13 protein-coding genes and 1 pseudogene are annotated in these 16,796 nt (G+C 46.3%); 7 read left to right on the top strand and 7 right to left on the bottom strand.

Features of this window, described 5'->3' with window-relative positions:
- Positions 1–76: 76 nt before the first annotated feature.
- The 4 genes from MKZ07_RS24510 to MKZ07_RS24495 are packed head-to-tail and all read right to left on the bottom strand — an operon-like array spanning position 77 to position 4,569.
- The gene (locus tag MKZ07_RS24510) at positions 77–1,123 is read right to left on the bottom strand and encodes a glycoside hydrolase family 130 protein (RefSeq protein ID WP_076155805.1); all 1,047 of its coding nucleotides are present in this window, start codon (positions 1,121–1,123) and stop codon (positions 77–79) included.
- A 32-nt stretch (positions 1,124–1,155) separates the two neighbouring features.
- The gene (locus MKZ07_RS24505) at positions 1,156–2,697 is read right to left on the bottom strand and encodes a DUF3502 domain-containing protein (RefSeq protein ID WP_341028154.1); all 1,542 of its coding nucleotides are present in this window, start codon (positions 2,695–2,697) and stop codon (positions 1,156–1,158) included.
- Between the two features lie 38 nt (positions 2,698–2,735).
- Complete coding sequence (locus MKZ07_RS24500; protein ID WP_076155821.1) at positions 2,736–3,620, bottom strand: carbohydrate ABC transporter permease; 885 nt, start codon at positions 3,618–3,620, stop codon at positions 2,736–2,738.
- Positions 3,621–3,630: 10 nt separating this feature from the next.
- Positions 3,631–4,569, bottom strand: coding sequence for an ABC transporter permease (locus MKZ07_RS24495; protein WP_341028150.1), 939 nt, complete (start codon positions 4,567–4,569; stop codon positions 3,631–3,633).
- Between the two features lie 255 nt (positions 4,570–4,824).
- Here MKZ07_RS24495 and MKZ07_RS24490 point away from each other — a divergent pair, with 255 nt between their 5' ends.
- Positions 4,825–7,155, top strand: coding sequence for a helix-turn-helix transcriptional regulator (locus MKZ07_RS24490; protein ID WP_341028148.1), 2,331 nt, complete (start codon positions 4,825–4,827; stop codon positions 7,153–7,155).
- 97 nt (positions 7,156–7,252) lie between these two features.
- On the opposite strand, the gene MKZ07_RS24485 is transcribed toward MKZ07_RS24490, so the two are convergent.
- Positions 7,253–8,170 (bottom strand): VOC family protein, encoded by a 918-nt coding sequence (locus tag MKZ07_RS24485; protein WP_036691355.1) that lies wholly within the window; start codon positions 8,168–8,170, stop codon positions 7,253–7,255.
- 174 nt (positions 8,171–8,344) lie between these two features.
- Positions 8,345–9,598, bottom strand: a complete 1,254-nt coding sequence (locus MKZ07_RS24480) for a mechanosensitive ion channel family protein (protein WP_341028146.1) — start codon at positions 9,596–9,598, stop codon at positions 8,345–8,347.
- Positions 9,599–9,726: 128 nt separating this feature from the next.
- On the opposite strand from MKZ07_RS24480, the gene MKZ07_RS24475 reads away from it, so the two are divergent.
- Both MKZ07_RS24475 and MKZ07_RS24470 read left to right on the top strand, forming a co-directional pair.
- A complete protein-coding gene (locus tag MKZ07_RS24475) occupies positions 9,727–10,293 on the top strand; it encodes a TetR/AcrR family transcriptional regulator (protein WP_341028143.1) in 567 nt (188 codons plus the stop codon).
- A 60-nt stretch (positions 10,294–10,353) separates the two neighbouring features.
- The gene (locus MKZ07_RS24470) at positions 10,354–12,195 is read left to right on the top strand and encodes an alpha/beta fold hydrolase (RefSeq protein WP_341028140.1); all 1,842 of its coding nucleotides are present in this window, start codon (positions 10,354–10,356) and stop codon (positions 12,193–12,195) included.
- 221 nt (positions 12,196–12,416) lie between these two features.
- On the opposite strand, the pseudogene MKZ07_RS24465 reads toward MKZ07_RS24470, so the two are convergent.
- Positions 12,417–13,028, bottom strand: a pseudogene (locus MKZ07_RS24465) (Rpn family recombination-promoting nuclease/putative transposase); the annotation flags it as partial.
- A gap of 328 nt (positions 13,029–13,356) precedes the next feature.
- Here MKZ07_RS24465 and MKZ07_RS24460 point away from each other — a divergent pair.
- From MKZ07_RS24460 to MKZ07_RS24445, 4 genes are all read left to right on the top strand, one after another.
- The gene (locus tag MKZ07_RS24460; protein WP_036691400.1) at positions 13,357–13,791 is read left to right on the top strand and encodes an Rrf2 family transcriptional regulator; all 435 of its coding nucleotides are present in this window, start codon (positions 13,357–13,359) and stop codon (positions 13,789–13,791) included.
- Between the two features lie 151 nt (positions 13,792–13,942).
- Positions 13,943–14,827, top strand: a complete 885-nt coding sequence (locus tag MKZ07_RS24455; RefSeq protein ID WP_036691359.1) for an SDR family oxidoreductase — start codon at positions 13,943–13,945, stop codon at positions 14,825–14,827.
- A 229-nt stretch (positions 14,828–15,056) separates the two neighbouring features.
- Complete coding sequence (locus MKZ07_RS24450; protein WP_036691360.1) at positions 15,057–15,329, top strand: hypothetical protein; 273 nt, start codon at positions 15,057–15,059, stop codon at positions 15,327–15,329.
- 417 nt (positions 15,330–15,746) lie between these two features.
- On the top strand, positions 15,747–16,637 hold the full coding sequence (locus MKZ07_RS24445) for a GNAT family N-acetyltransferase (protein ID WP_162174438.1): 891 nt from the start codon (positions 15,747–15,749) through the stop codon (positions 16,635–16,637).
- Positions 16,638–16,796 lie beyond the last annotated feature (159 nt).

Here is a 16,796-nt window from a genome sequence, read left to right as displayed (position 1 = left end):
CGCTTATCTGCCAGATATTTGTTAGCGCTTTCTAAACTTTAGATTAAAGAAGGCAGCTCCCACTGCCTCCTTCCTCTTACACAAGAGTATCTAATATATCCTGGAGCGGGATGTCCGCTACAGCCATGACTTCATCTGCCGCGCCATAATACATGCGGACCGTCTGGTCCAGCAGCAGCGCACCGCACGAGAACACGACCTTGCCAAAGAATCCGTTCACCTCATAGGAAGCTTCCGGCTCCAGCACGGGGACACGCGATCTCGCAATCACCCGGGACGGGTCCTCCAGATCCAGCAGCACCGCCCCCATGGAGTAGCGGTGGCTGCTGTCAGCGCCATGGTACAGCGCAAGCCAGCCTTGCGGTGTGCGGATGGGAACAGCCCCACCACCCATACGGGCGGAGTCCCAGCCCTGCTCACCGAGTCCCATCAGGAACCGGTGGTTCCCCCAATGGTCGAGGTCAGGCGATTCCGCGATCCACATCTCTGGTGCGCCGAAGGACTTCGGCACCGGACGATGCAGCGCGTAGTATTTGCCGCCAATTGTCTCGGGGAAAATCATGACATCCTTATTCTCGGGCGGCAGCATGAACCCGCGCCGCTTGAAGGTCTGAAAGTCGCGGGTCTCCGCCAGCCCAACTCCGACACCGCGTGCGGAGGCCGCACTGTAAGTGATGTAATAGGTATCCCCGATCTGGGTCACACGCGGATCTTCGATCCCCCATGCTTCCAGCGGATGCTCCGGGAACAGGGCCGGCTGCGGCTCGACCTCGAAATGAACGCCATCCTGGCTCCGTGCTACCCGGAGATGAGACAAGGAGGTGAGCATCACCGTCTGTCCCTCCTTGGCTACGAAGCGTGAATCTGAGAAATCATAGCCTGGATCATTCCTGTCGTACCGCTCGACCTGCACCTCCGTCCCTGCTTCATTCAACCGGGGAACGAGCACCTCATCCGCCTGGTCTGATATTGGCGCTTCGGCCACGCGCAGCAAGAGAATTGTCTCCTCCTGTAACTGCGCCACGCCTGCATTGAACGCGCCCAGCACCTTGAAATCGGGGCGGGAGGGGGCAACATCCCGGGCTTCGATCAGAGGATTATGCGCGCTGCGTGTTATTTTCATTGGAGTGACCTCTTTCTGTATTTGAAGTACAGTTATTTGCCGGAAGTAACAGTATCAATCTGAGCCTGGATTTCATCGATCACTTTTTGCCCGCCGAGACTGGCCATTTTGTCCTCCATCGTTTTCTTTCCTTCCGCTGCAGGGATCAGGCCTTGGCTTAGCGGCAGGAAGATCGAATCGTGCAGCGGCGTGATTTTGGCATATTCTGTCTTTACCTTCTCAGCATTGAAGTTGAAGCCTGCGATCGGACTCAGTGTGAAATTGGACGTCTGGGTCGAGAAGTCGAACCACTTCTTGTCATCCTGCATCATGGTGTCAGGTGTTCGGTTGAGCGTCGGCCGCCAGGTCAGCACATAACCAGGGAATGTATAGCCGGACAGCGCCTTATAGCTCGAATCACCGACAGGCTCCCAGTCCTTCCCTTGAATGCCGTATTCCATCAAATCATGGTTCTCCTTAATCGACAGCCAGTTCACTACATCCATAGTGACATCGGAATGCTTGGAGGTCGTCGGGATACAGAGGAAGTTCCATTGCTGATAAGCCGTATAGGGCTTAGCCTGCTCCCCGTTCGGAATGAAAATCTCCAGCTTGTCGCTGCCGTCCTTCAGCATCTCCGAATATTTCAGCCCCTCGACCCCATCAGCTGCATAGTAGGTCGCCGCATATTTACCTTGCTTGAACAGCGTCTCGGCATTTTGCTCCTGGGCAATATTTTTGGAGATAATCCCATCCTTGTAGTATTTGGTAACACGTTCATAAGCATCGGCAATCGTCGGGCTCTCCCATTGGCCAATGACCTTCTTATCCTTGATCGCATACGAGAACATGTTGACCCCAATCTCCAGCACTTCATCCTGTGCCAGATTCGCAGAGTTACTCAGGATGAATGGCAGCTTATCGGCCTTAATTCCATTAATGACAAAAGGCTTGATGTCTTTCTCATTTTCCTTGACTGCATACAGGAATTTCTCCAGGTCATCGAGGGTCTTCAGCTCAGGAAGCCCGTATTTCTCGCGTAAATCCTTACGGATCAGTACGCCATACAGCTGGCCTTGGGTGGTGCCGAGCGGAATCCCCATAATTTTGCCGCCGAATTTGTTATACTCCCACATTTCCTCCGGAATGGATGCCTTCAGCTCAGGCCGTGCAGCCACCGCCGCATCCAGCTCCGTCAACGATTTACTCTCGATCATCTGGTTCATCGATAGCCAAGGGGCATCCAGGTACATATCGAACTCTTCACCGGCAGACATCTTCACGGATACCGCATTCCCGTAATCGGTCCAAGGCATGAAGTTGATATTCAGAGCGGCTCCGATATTATCCTTTTTCAGCTTGTCGTTGACTGCCTGCAGCACAGCATCGAACCCCGCAGGTTTATCTCCCGGGAAATAAGCCTTCAGCGTCACTACTTCCTTGGAAGCAGGCGCTGCACCCTCTGAACTGGAAGGGGAATTCGTAGAATTCGCTGTACTGCCTTCGTTCTTCGCATTTCCCCCGCAGCCTGCCAGCACCAGTGACGACACCAATACCGCTGTTGTTGCCGTGCCGAACCATTTTTTTAACCTCATCTCGTAACCCTCCCGTATCTATGGACAATCTGAATAACTTACCCTTTGACAGCGCCTACCGTTAGACCTTTGACAAAATATTTCTGAAGCATCGGATACAGCAGTACAATCGGGCCGATGGTCAGTACCGTGGTCGCCATCCGCACCCCGTACGTCGGTGGAGTCACTGCAATCGCTGCACCGGAAGGAATCAGATTCCTGGCCGCTTCCATATTGGAAACCATCCGGCGCAGAATTAACTGCAGCGGGAATAACTTCTCGTTATCAATGAACATCAGTCCCATGAACCAGTCATTCCAGAAGCTCAGCGCATAGAAGAGGCCGACAGAAGCCAGAATCGGCTTGGAGATCGGAATCATAATCTGGAAGAACACTCTCATCTCATTCGCTCCGTCGATTCTGGCAGCTTCCTCTAGCTCCTCAGGTATAGTGCGGAAGAAGCTGACCAATAGGAAGACGAGAAACGGCTGGCATAACATCGTCAGAATGAGCACCCAGATTGTATTCTGCAAATGCAGCCACTGGCTGACTACAATATAGAACGGAATGATCCCTCCCGAGAAGAGCATAGGCAAGTAGCAAAAAAACAGAAAGGGCGTTTGCAGAACATTCCGTTTATTCGCCAGTGAATAGCCGAGCATGGCGGAAATGCACAGGGCGCTTAAGGCCCCGACAACCGTGATGAACAGGGTAACACCATAGCCGTTAAAAAGTACATCTGATTGCAGAACCGCCTTATACGCGGCCAGCGATAACTTTTGCGGGAATAAGGTATAGCCGTGCGCGATCAGCTCCTCCTCATCCGTAAAGGAACCGGCAATCATCAGCAGAAAAGGAAACAGACAAAATAAAGTAAACAGCAAAATGAACGTATGGGCGAATCCCGTAAAGGTGCGGTCCGCAGCGCTTTGTTTCTGTATCATAGTACCTCTCCTAGAATAAAGCAGATTCTTTGGATACCCTGCGGGTGACCCAGTTGGCAGCAATGACGAAGATCAGACCCATAATGGACTGGAACAGGCCCACGGCCGAAGACATGCCGAAATCGTGCAGCTGCCGCATGGAGCGGAAGACAAACGTATCAATGACGTCGGTAGTCGGATACAGCATCGAGTTGTCGCCAATGATGGCATAGATCATCGCAAAGTCCCCGTTGAAAATTTTGCCCACGGCCAGCAGCGTCATGATCATAATCGTCGGCACTAGCAGCGGCAGCGTAATGCGTGTCACAATCTGCAGTTTAGAAGCCCCGTCGATGCGGGCCGCCTCATACAGATCCTCCGATATGCCCGTAATGGCGGCCAGGAAAATAATCGAGAGATAACCAGCGCCTTGCCACACCCGGATCACGGTCAGAATATAAGGCCACAGACTCGACTCAAACATCCAGTTGACCGGTTCCATACCGATATTGTGCAGCCAGACATTAATCATGGGCTCTTCCCCGCCGAATAAGGATTGGACAATCATCCCGATCACAATCCAGGACATGAAATAAGGCAGGAAAATAAGCGACTGCGATATCCGTTTGAAATATTTATTGCGGATCTCATTGAACATGAGTGCAATCAGAACGGCCGCCGCTGTCGTGAACACAATAAACAGCACGTTGAGTAGCAGTGTGTTCCGCAGAATCGTCCAGAAGTCATCTGATGTAAAAAAGTAATCGAAATTTCTAAACCCTACCCAGTCACTCCCCGTGATCCCCTTGGCAAAATCATAATCTTTGAAGGCAATCATAATCCCGTATATGGGAAAATAACTGAACACGAGGAAAAACAACAGCCCCGGTACAGCCATCACATACAGAAAAGGATTCTGCGTGATATGCCTCCATTTTGAACGTTTACCTACGTTAAGCGGGTAGTTCATTTGTACATCCCCCCTTCCTCAAGACCGGTAATCGCTTAAGGAGCGTTCCGTTATCTATGCCGTCACCTTATCAAGCCCTTGTGCCCTGAGCAATTCCGAGAAACGCCAATCCTTCCCGCAAGTGCAGATTTACCGCCTTCCCAAAAACAACACTCTTCCCAAAACAAACGATTCGGCAGACGAAAATACCCTGTGTGCTATAATAAATCTACTTATAATGAGCCGGACAGTTATGATTACGGAGGTTCCAGAGCCATGAAATTCAGACAACCGTTCTTCGCCTCGCTGAAGCGGCACCCTACCTACATGAAGCTTATTTTTTACTTTGTCAGTGCGAACGTTCTGGTCTTAGGGATATCCTTCGTCCTGCTCTATGGGCAATCTTCCAAGACACTGCTGGAGGAAATCGGCGATCATTCGGAATCCCTTCTCGTGAACGGGGCCCGGAATACGTCGCGGCTGATGGAATGGGCACTTGATTTCAGCTTCTCCTCCAGTAATGACAGCGCGCTTAAGGTGTATGCCCTTTCGGACCATTACAGCGATTTCGAGACTTATGAAGTATGGAGCCAGTTAATGGACATTAAGAACGCCAACCCCTCCATAGATTCTGTCTACCTCATTAACGATTATACGAATACGGTCATTGACTCCAGACTTGGGTTAAATGATACCGCAGCTTTTTACGATCAGGATATTATTAAGCGCTTACGTGACCCGGAAACAGCCAACCATAGCGTGCTTATTCCGAGAACCTTGTCCCTCCCCCTTACCGGGAACACGCCCAAAGAAGTGATGACCATTGTCAGATTTTATGAAAAAGGCAGCTCTATCTCCGCGTTCGTCATGAATGTGGATACCCACAATCTCATGACCCTGCTGCAGAATAATTCAAACTTCGCGAGCCGGTCGATCACCGTGCTGAATGACAGAGACGAGACGATTTTTAGCAGCACGCCAATGAATCCGCAGCAGATTGCCGAGCTCAGAAGCCACGGGATGAAGGGAGCCAGCGGCTGGAAGCTGTTTCAGCCCCAGGATCAGGGAGAGAAGCTGGTGGTCTATGCCGACTCCTCCGTTAAGGGCATCCAGGATTGGACCTTCATTGAGATGATCCCGAAATCCGCCATTCTGAATAAAATCACGGTCCTGCGCGATACCAGTCTGATCCTGTTCCTCGTCTTGTTCGCAGCCTCCCTGGCGGTGATTATTCTAATCTCCAAACGGGTGTACTCACCCATTCAGGAGCTGATCAGCCGGGTCATGCGGCAGCATCAGGCGGAGAAGCCGGGCCTTGGCGCGAACGCCAATGAACTCGAATACTTATCAAGCGTTTTCACCTCGCAGCATAATCAGATTCACGAGCTTACTGAGCAATGGCGGCATAATAAATTTCTGGGAAGAGAACGATTCTTAAGGGATTTCCTGGGCGAGACGTACCATTCGGCAGCGGAGATCTGCGCTCAATTCGTGGAATGGGGGATTGATCTGCCGGGCGATGAGTTGTCCGTAGCCATCTTCCGGATCGACCACTTCGCAGAATTCTCGGGAGTGTACCCGGAGAAGGACCGGCGCCTGCTCCGGTTCGCGATGTCCAATATCATTCAGGAGTCGCTGCAATCGTCCAGGCACAAGCTGCAGACCGTAGATATGGGGGACGACCACGTGGCTGTAGTCTTATCGGCTCCCTTGTCAGAGGAATTCGCGAAGGAGCTGCAAGTAGCAGGGCGGCTGATCCAGCAGTATTTGTCTGTGGGAACCACCGTGGCCTGGGGCCGGACATTGCCTGGCTTAACCGACATGCATGAGATATATCTGGAGACGTATGATCTGACGCAGGAGAGGTTCCGCTTCGGACACCGGTCGCTCATTGTGAAGGAATGGCTACCTGCTGCGCCCGGGGAATTGTATCATTTGCCTGTGAGTCAGGAGCGGCAGATCGCCCAGGCTATACTCAAGGGGGACGCCGCCGTCATTCTGGAGGTCTTACGCTCAGCAGTTGTGAAGCTGCGGGAACTGCCTTATTTTGAATGTAAAATGTCTCTGATCACCTTGTTCATGGACATCCGCCGGCTCATCCAGGAGCATTCCTCCCAGCCGCTGCCCAGCTCGTGGGGACTGACGTCCATCGAGAAACAGATCATTCGGCAGGAAACGATGGATAACGTCATGCCCTGGATGGAGGCTTTGATTACCAAGACGCTCGAAGACATTGCGGCCGCCCGCAGCCAATCCAAGAATATCGCCCTGATCGGCCAGGTGGACCAGTTCATCGAGAGTCATCTCACCGACCCGAATCTGTCTGCCACCATGCTGGCCGATCACCTGGGCTTGTCCGTCAATTATTTCCGCAGTCTGTACAAAGCAGAGACCACCCAATCCATCACCGATAAAATATCAGAGAAGCGGCTAACGTTCATCTGCCAGGAGCTCATTGCCTCCGACTCGCCGATCGAGCCCATCGTGCAGCATTTCGGCTTCTCGTCCCTGAACACCTTCTATTCCAGCTTCAAGAAGGTATACGGCATGACCCCGGCCCAGTACCGGAAGAAGTACCGGGCCGGGGATGGAGGGGAGAAGGTGTAGGGCAAGTGAAACCTGTACCTTCTTATATTTACGCGCAAAGAAGCGATAAGGATGTGTTCCTTATCGCTTGTGTTGTTATTCCAGCAAATTGCCTCTTTTATTCTCCCTTATAGGCCTTACGCAGCTCTGCAAGCTCAAACTTCTTCATCTGCAGAAAAGCCTTCGTCACACGCGCCAGCTGCTCCGGCGTACCCTTCTTCATCATCTCATTCATCTCTGCCGGAATAATCTGCCAGGAGATGCCGAAGGCATCCTTCAGCCAGCCGCATTGCTCGGCTTCAGGAACTGCGGACAGCTTGTCCCAGTAGTAGTCAATCTCTTCCTGAGAATCGCAGGATACCATGAAGGAGACCGCTTCATTGAAGCTGAACTGATGATTATGCGCACTGTCCATTACCGTGAACCACAGATTCTCCAGCATGAAGTCCGCGAACATAATCGTTCCTTCCTGATCCGGCGCAGAGCCTGCCGGGTAGCGGGTAAGAAGACCTTGCCGCGAATCCTTGAATACGGACAGATAGAAGGACATCGCCTCTTCCGCCTTCCCGCATCGATCCCCCACGAACAACAAGGAAGGAATGATCGCAGGCCGCTCTTCCCCTGCCGGATTCGTGAGAATCAGCTGCCAGGACACTCCGAACTTATCCTGAATCCAGCCATACCGCTCACTGAACGGATACTTGCCGAGCGGCATCAGGGCGGTGCCGCCTTCAGCTAACTTATCCCACACCTCATCTAATCTCTCTGCTGCATCCTTTTCCCGTGAGGGATCAAAATTCACAAAGAATGACACAGCCGGATTCAGCTTGAAATACGGCCCCCCGCTGATCGCCATGAACGGCTGCCCCCAGACCTCAAAAGAGACCTGACCCGCATCGCCGGACGGCGTATCATGAATGGTGTTCACACTTGTAACTCTGGATTCCGGGAACACAGAAGCATAAAAGCGGGCGGCTTCTGCCGCCTCCTTGTCATACCATAGATGCGGGACAATTCTCTGTCTAATGCTGGCCACAACGATTCCTCCTCAGCTTCCTGTCCGTTCCGGTCCAAGGACAGGGATAGGGCTTCAATTTGCTTTATTATACACTAATGAGGGGCTACTTCATTCTTTAATTGGACAACATTGCAACATTGCCCGGCCTCCGGCCTGGCCCGCAAAGGCTAATCCTCTTCCATTGCCATATCCTCAATACCCCGTCGAATACTCTCTTCTCTCTTTTAAATTAACAATATCCTGGCCCGTCGGGTTCTGGAAAACGCGAAGTCCAAACAGAGGAATAATCGCAAAAATGTGATCAAAGATATCCGACTGTACCGACTCATACACACCCCAGGTCGTCTCATTGCTGAACGCATAAATTTCTAAGGGCAGTCCGCTGTCTCCTGCTTCTAACTGTCTGACAATGAGCGTCATATCCTTATGAATTTTGGGATGATTGCGCAGATATTCTTGGACATATTCCCGGAATACTCCGATATTCGTTAGCTGTCTTCCATTCACTTTGCTCTCCATATTGATATGATGTTCGATATTATAAGCGTTAATTTCATCTAATCTTGTCGTGACATAATCGCTGAGATAGTGTACTTTCCGGAACTCTTCAATCATTTCTTTGGTACAAAAACATATGCTGCTTGTATCAATACAGACACTTCGCTTCATCCTTCTGCCGCCAGAAGCTTCCATGCCCCGCCAATTTTTAAAAGAGTCTGAGATCAGGGCATAGCTTGGAATCATGGTAATGGTTTTATCGAAATTCATCACCTTTACCGTATTCAGCGTAATGTCAATTACATTGCCGTCAGCATTATATTTAGGCATTTCAATCCAGTCGCCTACACGGACCATATCGTTAGAGGATAATTGCACCCCTGCCACGAGGCCCAATATCGAATCTTTGAAGACCAGCATAAGAACAGCCGATAAAGCACCCAGTCCACTAAGAAGAATCAGCGGATTCTGTCCCATGAGGTTAGAAATCACTATAATAGCAGCAATAATATACAGAATAATCTTCGCAACCTGAATGTAACCCCTGATCGGCCTAATCTTGGACACTTCATACGTACGATAAATAGCATCGATGGCATCAAGCAGGGCATTAAACACCGTGATCGTTACGATAATCATATAAGTTAAGGCAATCTTTATAATGAAAGACTGATACAGTGGAAAAATAGGTGCAGCATAATAGATGATAAAGGCCGGAGCGAGATGCGACAGCTTGTGAAACACCTTTTTCTCCAAAAAGAAATTATCCCACGTATACCGGTTGTTATTAATGATATGGATGATGATCTTCAGTACGATTTTTTTGGCTACAAGATTGGCCACTACAGAGAGCAAAGCGATAAATAAAATCATAATGATGTTCGAGAGATACACACTCATTTGCTCGCTCACGCCATATCCTGCAAGGTTTTCTTTAATATAATTCATCATTTCCTCCTGACAGGTGCATAGTAGCCTACAATTATAGAGGATAAATAGGGGTTATGCAAAAATGAAAATACTTGCAATGTTTGAATTAGTACTATATAGTTCTAGTCATGACAAAGGTAAAAATAATGAATCAAAAACGTGTGCTTGAAGTCGCGGCAGCCTTATTTTTAGAAAAGGGATTTGCTTATACCAGCATGGATGAATTAGTTCGTGTGAGCAAGGTATCAAAATCGAATGTGTATTATCACTTCGCTGATAAGGAAGAGTTGTTAGCAGGAGTCGTTGATTATTGGATTGAAGCGTATGAGCGTGCAATGGATGAAATCCTTTCCCAGAACCAATTATCCGTGGAGGATCGTGTCCAGATGTTTTTAAAACATTTATCGCAAGGAGTTCAGTCCAGAGAGTATAAGGGTAGCTGTCCATTTATTACTCTTTATATTCAAACCCCTGCACAAGCAACGCACATAAAGGAAAAAATAGGTCTCTTTTTTACAGGCTTACAAACTAAAATCTCTCTATTACTTAAGCAAGGAGCAGAAAAAGGCGAGTTTAGAGATACGATTCATATTGATGAGGTGGCGGCACTTTTTATAACGAATCTGGAAGGAGCACTGTTTCTGTCAGAGACATTGAAGGATGCAACGGTGATCACGACAACAGCCAGCCACTTTTTTAACTTGCTTCGATAAGAAGCATTTTTTTTACAACAAAATTAGTACCATGAAGTACTAAAAAGGAGCGCGGATGATTTGAGGACTATATTTTTGACAGGTGGAACAGGCTTTATCGGGAGGCAACTCGTGGAGGAGCTTCTTAAAGAGGATAATATGATTTTTCTTTTAGTGAGATCGAGAAGTAAAGCAATACGTGTTTATCAGGAAAAAGGTTTTTTCAACGAGGCAGCCCTATTCTTTATTGAAGGTGATTTGACGAAACCAGATTTAGGTCTAAGTGATGAAGATAAGGAGAGGGTACTACGCACGGATATTATTATTCACGCAGGCGGACAAATGGATATTCAAGCGACAACGCAAGAGGCAACTTCTGTGTTTTTAAATGGTGCCAAGCATATCAGTGAATTCGCTAAACGTATCCACCAATTGAAGGGTTTGCAGCAATTTATTCATGTAGTTGGATATATGTCCCCCTTTGATGATGATAATAGCAAGGTTGCGATTGATGTGTTTCAAGAAGGGCACGACTATCTGAAAATAAAAAATCCGTATGAAAGAACCAAATTTTTAGCAGATCTGTATATTCGCCAGCAGGCATCCGCATTAGGGTATCCGCTATCTGTGATTAATCCGCCAACCGTAGTCGGCAGCAGTACAACAGGAAGTACAGAGCAGGTAGCTGGCTTAGGCTTGCTTGTGGAGAGTATGCGCAGAGGGCTGATGCCAGTTATTCCTGGAGGCAAGGGGTATAAGTTACCGCTTATTTCAAACGATGCGCTGGCGAAGTTTATTGTTCAGGTTGTTAAGCTGGAGCAATCGTCTATTCAAACCTATACACTTGTTCCAGACAACCAGCATGATCCGGATATATCTGAATTATTAGGCGTTATGTCAGAAAGTATGAATATGGCCGCACCTGCAATCTCTGTGCCGCTTCGCTTCATGAAGGCACTTATGAACAGCGGGATCAGTAAAATCACACAAATTCCATCGGATGGACTGAACTTTATTACAAATAGAACCTTTTCAAATGATCTACCGAAAAAAGTCATGGGAGAAGATTGGTTTACTAAGACGAGTGTGATGAATTTTCTCCCGGCCGTAGTAGCAGATTTGGATTACCGCCTGATGTACCCCAATGACCAGTATAATCATGCATATGAACGAAACTTAATCGGAAACACTGTGATTTATCAAATACCAGGTGAGGGCAAGCCATTTATTTTATTCCACGGTTTGCTCAGTGATGGAGCCGATTTATTTCCTTTAGGACTAGAGCTTCATGAAAAAACGGGTCGACCCGTATGGATTCCAGATCTTCCGGGTTTAGGACGTTCCCCTTTTAAGCGGGACAAGAATCTTCTGGATCTCTATTTGAATGTAGTGAAGGAGTTATCAGGAAAAGCCACTCATGGCGCACATTGGATTGGCCATTCCTTCGGAGCGGTTATTCTGCTGGAAGCGTCAGCGTGCGAGTACCTGGATACGAAGAATACTATCACTTTACTTCAGCCACCTGTTGCCAAAAAAAATTCTAAATCGTTCAATACTCCTCAATTTATGAACAAATGGGCATTGAAGTTAGCAACGGCTAATTCATTAGAACGTTATTTAATTGATAATGGTCTGTTTGAAAATATAGAGAGCATTCCGAAATATTATATTGCCAAAGTACGCAGCAGCTTCACTTCGCCTAGAATTGTAAATACCACTCTTCAACTCAACCGTTTTCTGTCGAAAAATTATCAGGGTGATTTCACCAAAGTACCAAGGTCTAATCTTCATGTTATTTGGGGAGATCAAGATCGGCACTATTCTGCTCCAGTACAGCTTGGTAACATTGATGTTGTTCCCTATGGTCATCATTTTCCTCTTAGCCATCCAGGGAAAGCGGCTTGTTATATTCTAGGGAATTAATAATACATCCTCAGGCATGAAAAAAGACACCTCTTAAGGTGTCTTCTGCTTTACTCCATATTGGAGCCGAGGGGAGTTAAACCCCTGTCCGAAGATAACGGAACATAAGCTTCTACGAGTGTAGTTACAGTTTTGATGTCACCCTAGAAGCCCCCCGCAATTATATAATTTGCCTAACTTATAGAAAGGGATAATCCGCATATAGGCTGCTCCCTCATTCCTTACTTCCTCAAAGCATTGATCCCCTGCTCCGTTAATCCAGTGGCCTTTACAATAATCGGTATGTCTAGATTCAGGTCAAGCATGTTCTTAGCTACCTTCTTTACACCTGCCATTTCCGCACTTCCCAGCATAGATGCCTCATCATGCAGATACTTCTGTCTGGCCTCATACAACCGTCTGGCTTCTGAATCCTGACTCAAATATTGCAAGGTATCCATTGCCTTCTCCAAACCCGGCTCATTCATCTTCAGCACCTCCCATTGTGATGTATCGGCACCTTTCAGGAATAACAGCCAATTGATCACCCCGCCTTCAGACGGAACGCTATGTTCATCCAGCTTCGGCAACTCCAAGAAATGCACCTCAATGTCGTCAATCAAGGATATCCCTGTTCGGTCCTCCCGCAGATGAAATACGTTATGATATTGCTCATTCTTCAAGAACGTATAGTTTAAAATGTTTATCGTCACGCATTTCCTCAACTCTGGATATTTGTCTCCCTGACTCAGTTGACTCGCATACCGTTTGCTCCAATAAAACATCGTTCTCTTTTCAATGTCATACTTATTAAACAACTGCATCTCTATATCAATCAGTTTACCTTCAGAACGGTTACCCATTAGTTGAATATAATCCTCTTCGGAGCACATTGTTTGCATAATTTATTTTAACAATATACTCAGCGTTATCGTCGTCATTCAAGTTTTTCTCATGCTACGATGCACCTATTCTACTTTCCTAACGTTATCGCAGCATATTCTAACAATTTTGAGAAAGATGTGGATGATTAGATGCTGCGAACATCGATGGTCCATTGGAGGCTGTTGGCAATGTAGCTGTGGGGCATAGTATTAAAGAGGTTATTAGAAGCCCTTTGGATAGGCAAGTTGACAATCGCAATAGGTGTAACTATAATGGTTGCAGAAGGGGGTGCCTGCAATAAAAATAAGCACTAGATTTTCTGTAGCAATTCACATACTGAGTTTTTTGTCCATTGGGAAAGATATGATTTGTACTTCAGAGTTGGTTGCAAGTAGTGTAAATACAAACCCGGTGGTCATTCGCAGGGTAACCGGGATGTTGAAAAAGGCTGGTTTAGTCAAAGTTAATTTTGGCTATGGAGGAACATATCTTTTAAAGCCAATTGATGAAATAACCTTGCTTGATGTATATCGATCGGTAGAAGTAGTTACTGAAGGGCAGTTGTTTCAGATTCACGAAGATACAAATCTGGATTGCATTGTTGGTGCTAATATTCAAGATGTTCTTAGCATTATATTAAAAAAAGTAGAGATTTCTATGGAAGATGTTCTGGCAAGTTTCACTATAAAAGATGTTGTTGATGGGATATTAAAAAAGGCTCAGTTATCTTAAAGCCTTTTTTTTTACACAAAGTGTAACTGTAACAGTTACGTTTACACAATTGATAACTGTAGTCTTAACAGGACACAAAGTGGTACGAAAGGCTAGGCAAATGCAATAGTTAATATGCAAATAATTTACCAATAAAAGGGGAATGTACAAAATGGGGAAAATACTTGTTACTGGTGCAACAGGCGGTCTCGGCAATAGAACACTGGAGCTTCTTCTTAAGAAAGTCCCGGCAAATCAGGTCGCTGTATTGGTGCGAAATCCTCAATCCGAACAAATTGCAGGTTTTATTAAGGAAGGTGTGGAAGTCCACCAAGGAGACTACTTTGATTATAACTCCCTTTTACGAGCTTTTAATGGTGTTGAAAAAGTAATGCTTATTTCCGCAATTGCATTTACCGACCGTAACACACAACATTTCAATGTCATCGCTGCTGCAAAACAAGCAGGTGTCAAGCAGGTTATTTACACGTCAATTACAAGAAGAGAAGATTCAGACTTAATTATCCCTGAAGTTACGAGATCAGACATCTTTGCGGAAGAGGCGCTCAAGGCATCCGGTTTAGAATACACCATTCTGCGGAATCCGCCGTACTTCGAAGCCATGCCTAATTATTTCGGTAGTAACGCTTACGAAGTCGGCGTAAGAGTACCTGAAGGTTCTGGTAAAGTTGCCGCTGCATCACTCTATGATTTAGCGGCAGCCAATGTGGCTGTTCTTACACAGAACGGTCACGAAAATAAGACATATACACTAAATGGCAGTGATGCGAGATCATTCACAGACATCGCTGATGACCTCTCCGAGATTAGTGGAACAAGAGTTGCCCATGTCACTATTAGCGAAAAAGAATATGTGGAGAATTTGACGAGTAATGGTGTCCCACTTCACGTTGGTGAGTTCTTATCAGCTTGGCTACGAGGTATTAACAGCGGAGAATTCTCTGAAACGTCTGGAGATCTTGAACGACTGATTGGTCGGAAACCCATGACATTTAAAGAATTTTTTAAACAACGTTTCCAACAAAATAAGGCGTAACATAAAGAAGAAACAGGAATTGTACTTCGTTAGCTCAAAATTCGAAAACAAAGGTGCGGACAAAATCGGCACCTTTCTTCATCACAAGTCTAATCGAACCCCTGTCCGAAGATAACGGCACATAAGCTTCTACGAGTGTAGTCACGGATTTGATGTCACCCTAGAAGCCCCCCGTAAAGGGATATTTGGTATAGTTGGGTTAATAACTTGTCAGTGAGGGGGAGAACCTATGGATGAAGTCGTTCAGGTCATATATTCGCCAAGCGAAATATATAAGGTAGAAATCATTAAGCGTAACCGAGACGGACTATTTACCTTCCTAATTCATAAATGGATTGAGCATGATCCTGACATAAAAGAAATCTTGAATGAGGAGGGATTTTGGGGCCCTCTCTTCAATCAGAAATCCTTATCAGATACTGCTGAACGGGCTATCCAAACAGCTCAAGAGGCTCTGCAGAATGTATCAAGCGAGGATACCTATCCGTTCATTGAAGATTGATTAAAGCCTAGCGGATGATCACCATGCATACTCCAGAAGAAATTGAGCTATTACCCTAGTTGGGGGCGGAGCCAGAATTCAAGTCGCTAGCGCTCTCCCCAAACTTCAGCCAATCGCATCTTGGACACCTCCGGTAGAATAATTACTATTATTATAGCGAATCGGTTGGTATCGTCTAAACCAATGTTAGACCTCCGCCTGATCTCAGTAGGATATAACGCCATATAAGCTTCTACGAGTATACCTATAGTTTTGACATACGTATCCTTTTCTTATTTCTAACCCATAACAAACATACAATAACTATACATAGATAAAAAATAGATATAATTCATTCTTTAACTCGCACTACAAACCACCAAAATATAGAATTAAATATATAAAATAACTTAATTACTTCTAACAAGGAGAATGATCGTGGGGATAACTTTTCGAACTTTTAAAGATGTGGACGTCGAAAAAATAAGCAAAGCACTTGGAAAAAGCAAATATGAGCTCAATAACATAGGAAAGGTGACCTGGGATTGCTTTTCTAAACATCCCTGTTTTGAAATGTTTCATCCGGAAAAGATCGGTATTTGGGAGGATGACGGTGAAATTGTAGGAAGGGTTTCACTCGATAGTCCTTGGTATGGTGATGCAATCATATATATTAACCCTGAATATGTTGAGCTTTGTCCGGACTTGCTTCAATATGCAGAAAGTACCTTTGCCGGTACAGATGATAACGGGAATAAGTATTTAAATATTGGTGCAAATGAAGGAGATGTATTACAAGCTTGCCTTGAAGCCAACGGATACACCAAGGGAGACGAAGGCAGGACTCTGACATACTCTTTATCCGAACCGATACAAGATGTCCCTATTCCTGTGGGATTTGAAATAAAGAGCCTACAAGAAGTGTACAATTTTGAGAAACTGAATGATTTACTGTGGAGAGCATTTAATTACGAAGGAGAACCACCTGCCTATGATGACGATGTCTATTTGCCCATAAAACATGCATGGCTCGACTATAAACAAGAGATCTGCTCCGTCGCTGCAGCTCCAGATGGAAGCTATGCATCTTTTTGCGGAATGTGGTTCGATTCGGATACAAAGGCAGCCTTTATTGAACCATTAGCGACAGCAGAAAAGTATAGACATCAGGGACTAGCCAAAGCATGTATCTATGAATCCATGAAAAAATGCAAAGAGCTTGGTGCGGATATCGTCTTTGTTGCCCCTGATGAACAACCTTATCCTTGGTACAAAAGCATAGGCTTCAAGCAAACGTCGAAGAGTTACTGTTGGAGTAAGTCTTTTTAAGTAAAAGTAATGCTCAGCGGCGAGCAAGTGGAAACCTGTATAACCCCGTAGTTGACCTGACGGAAAACGATAATTTTAAAACAGCCATAGTAAAGCAGAAGACACCTGTTAATTCACCATACCGCTTCAATGCTTTGGTAGGGTACTCATAGGAGTCTA

Origin of the sequence: Paenibacillus sp. FSL P4-0338 (genome assembly GCF_038002365.1) — a bacterium.
Classification (GTDB): domain Bacteria; phylum Bacillota; class Bacilli; order Paenibacillales; family Paenibacillaceae; genus Paenibacillus_AQ.
The sequence above is the reverse complement of the archived record's forward strand: the minus strand, read 5'-3'. Positions and strand labels throughout refer to the sequence as shown.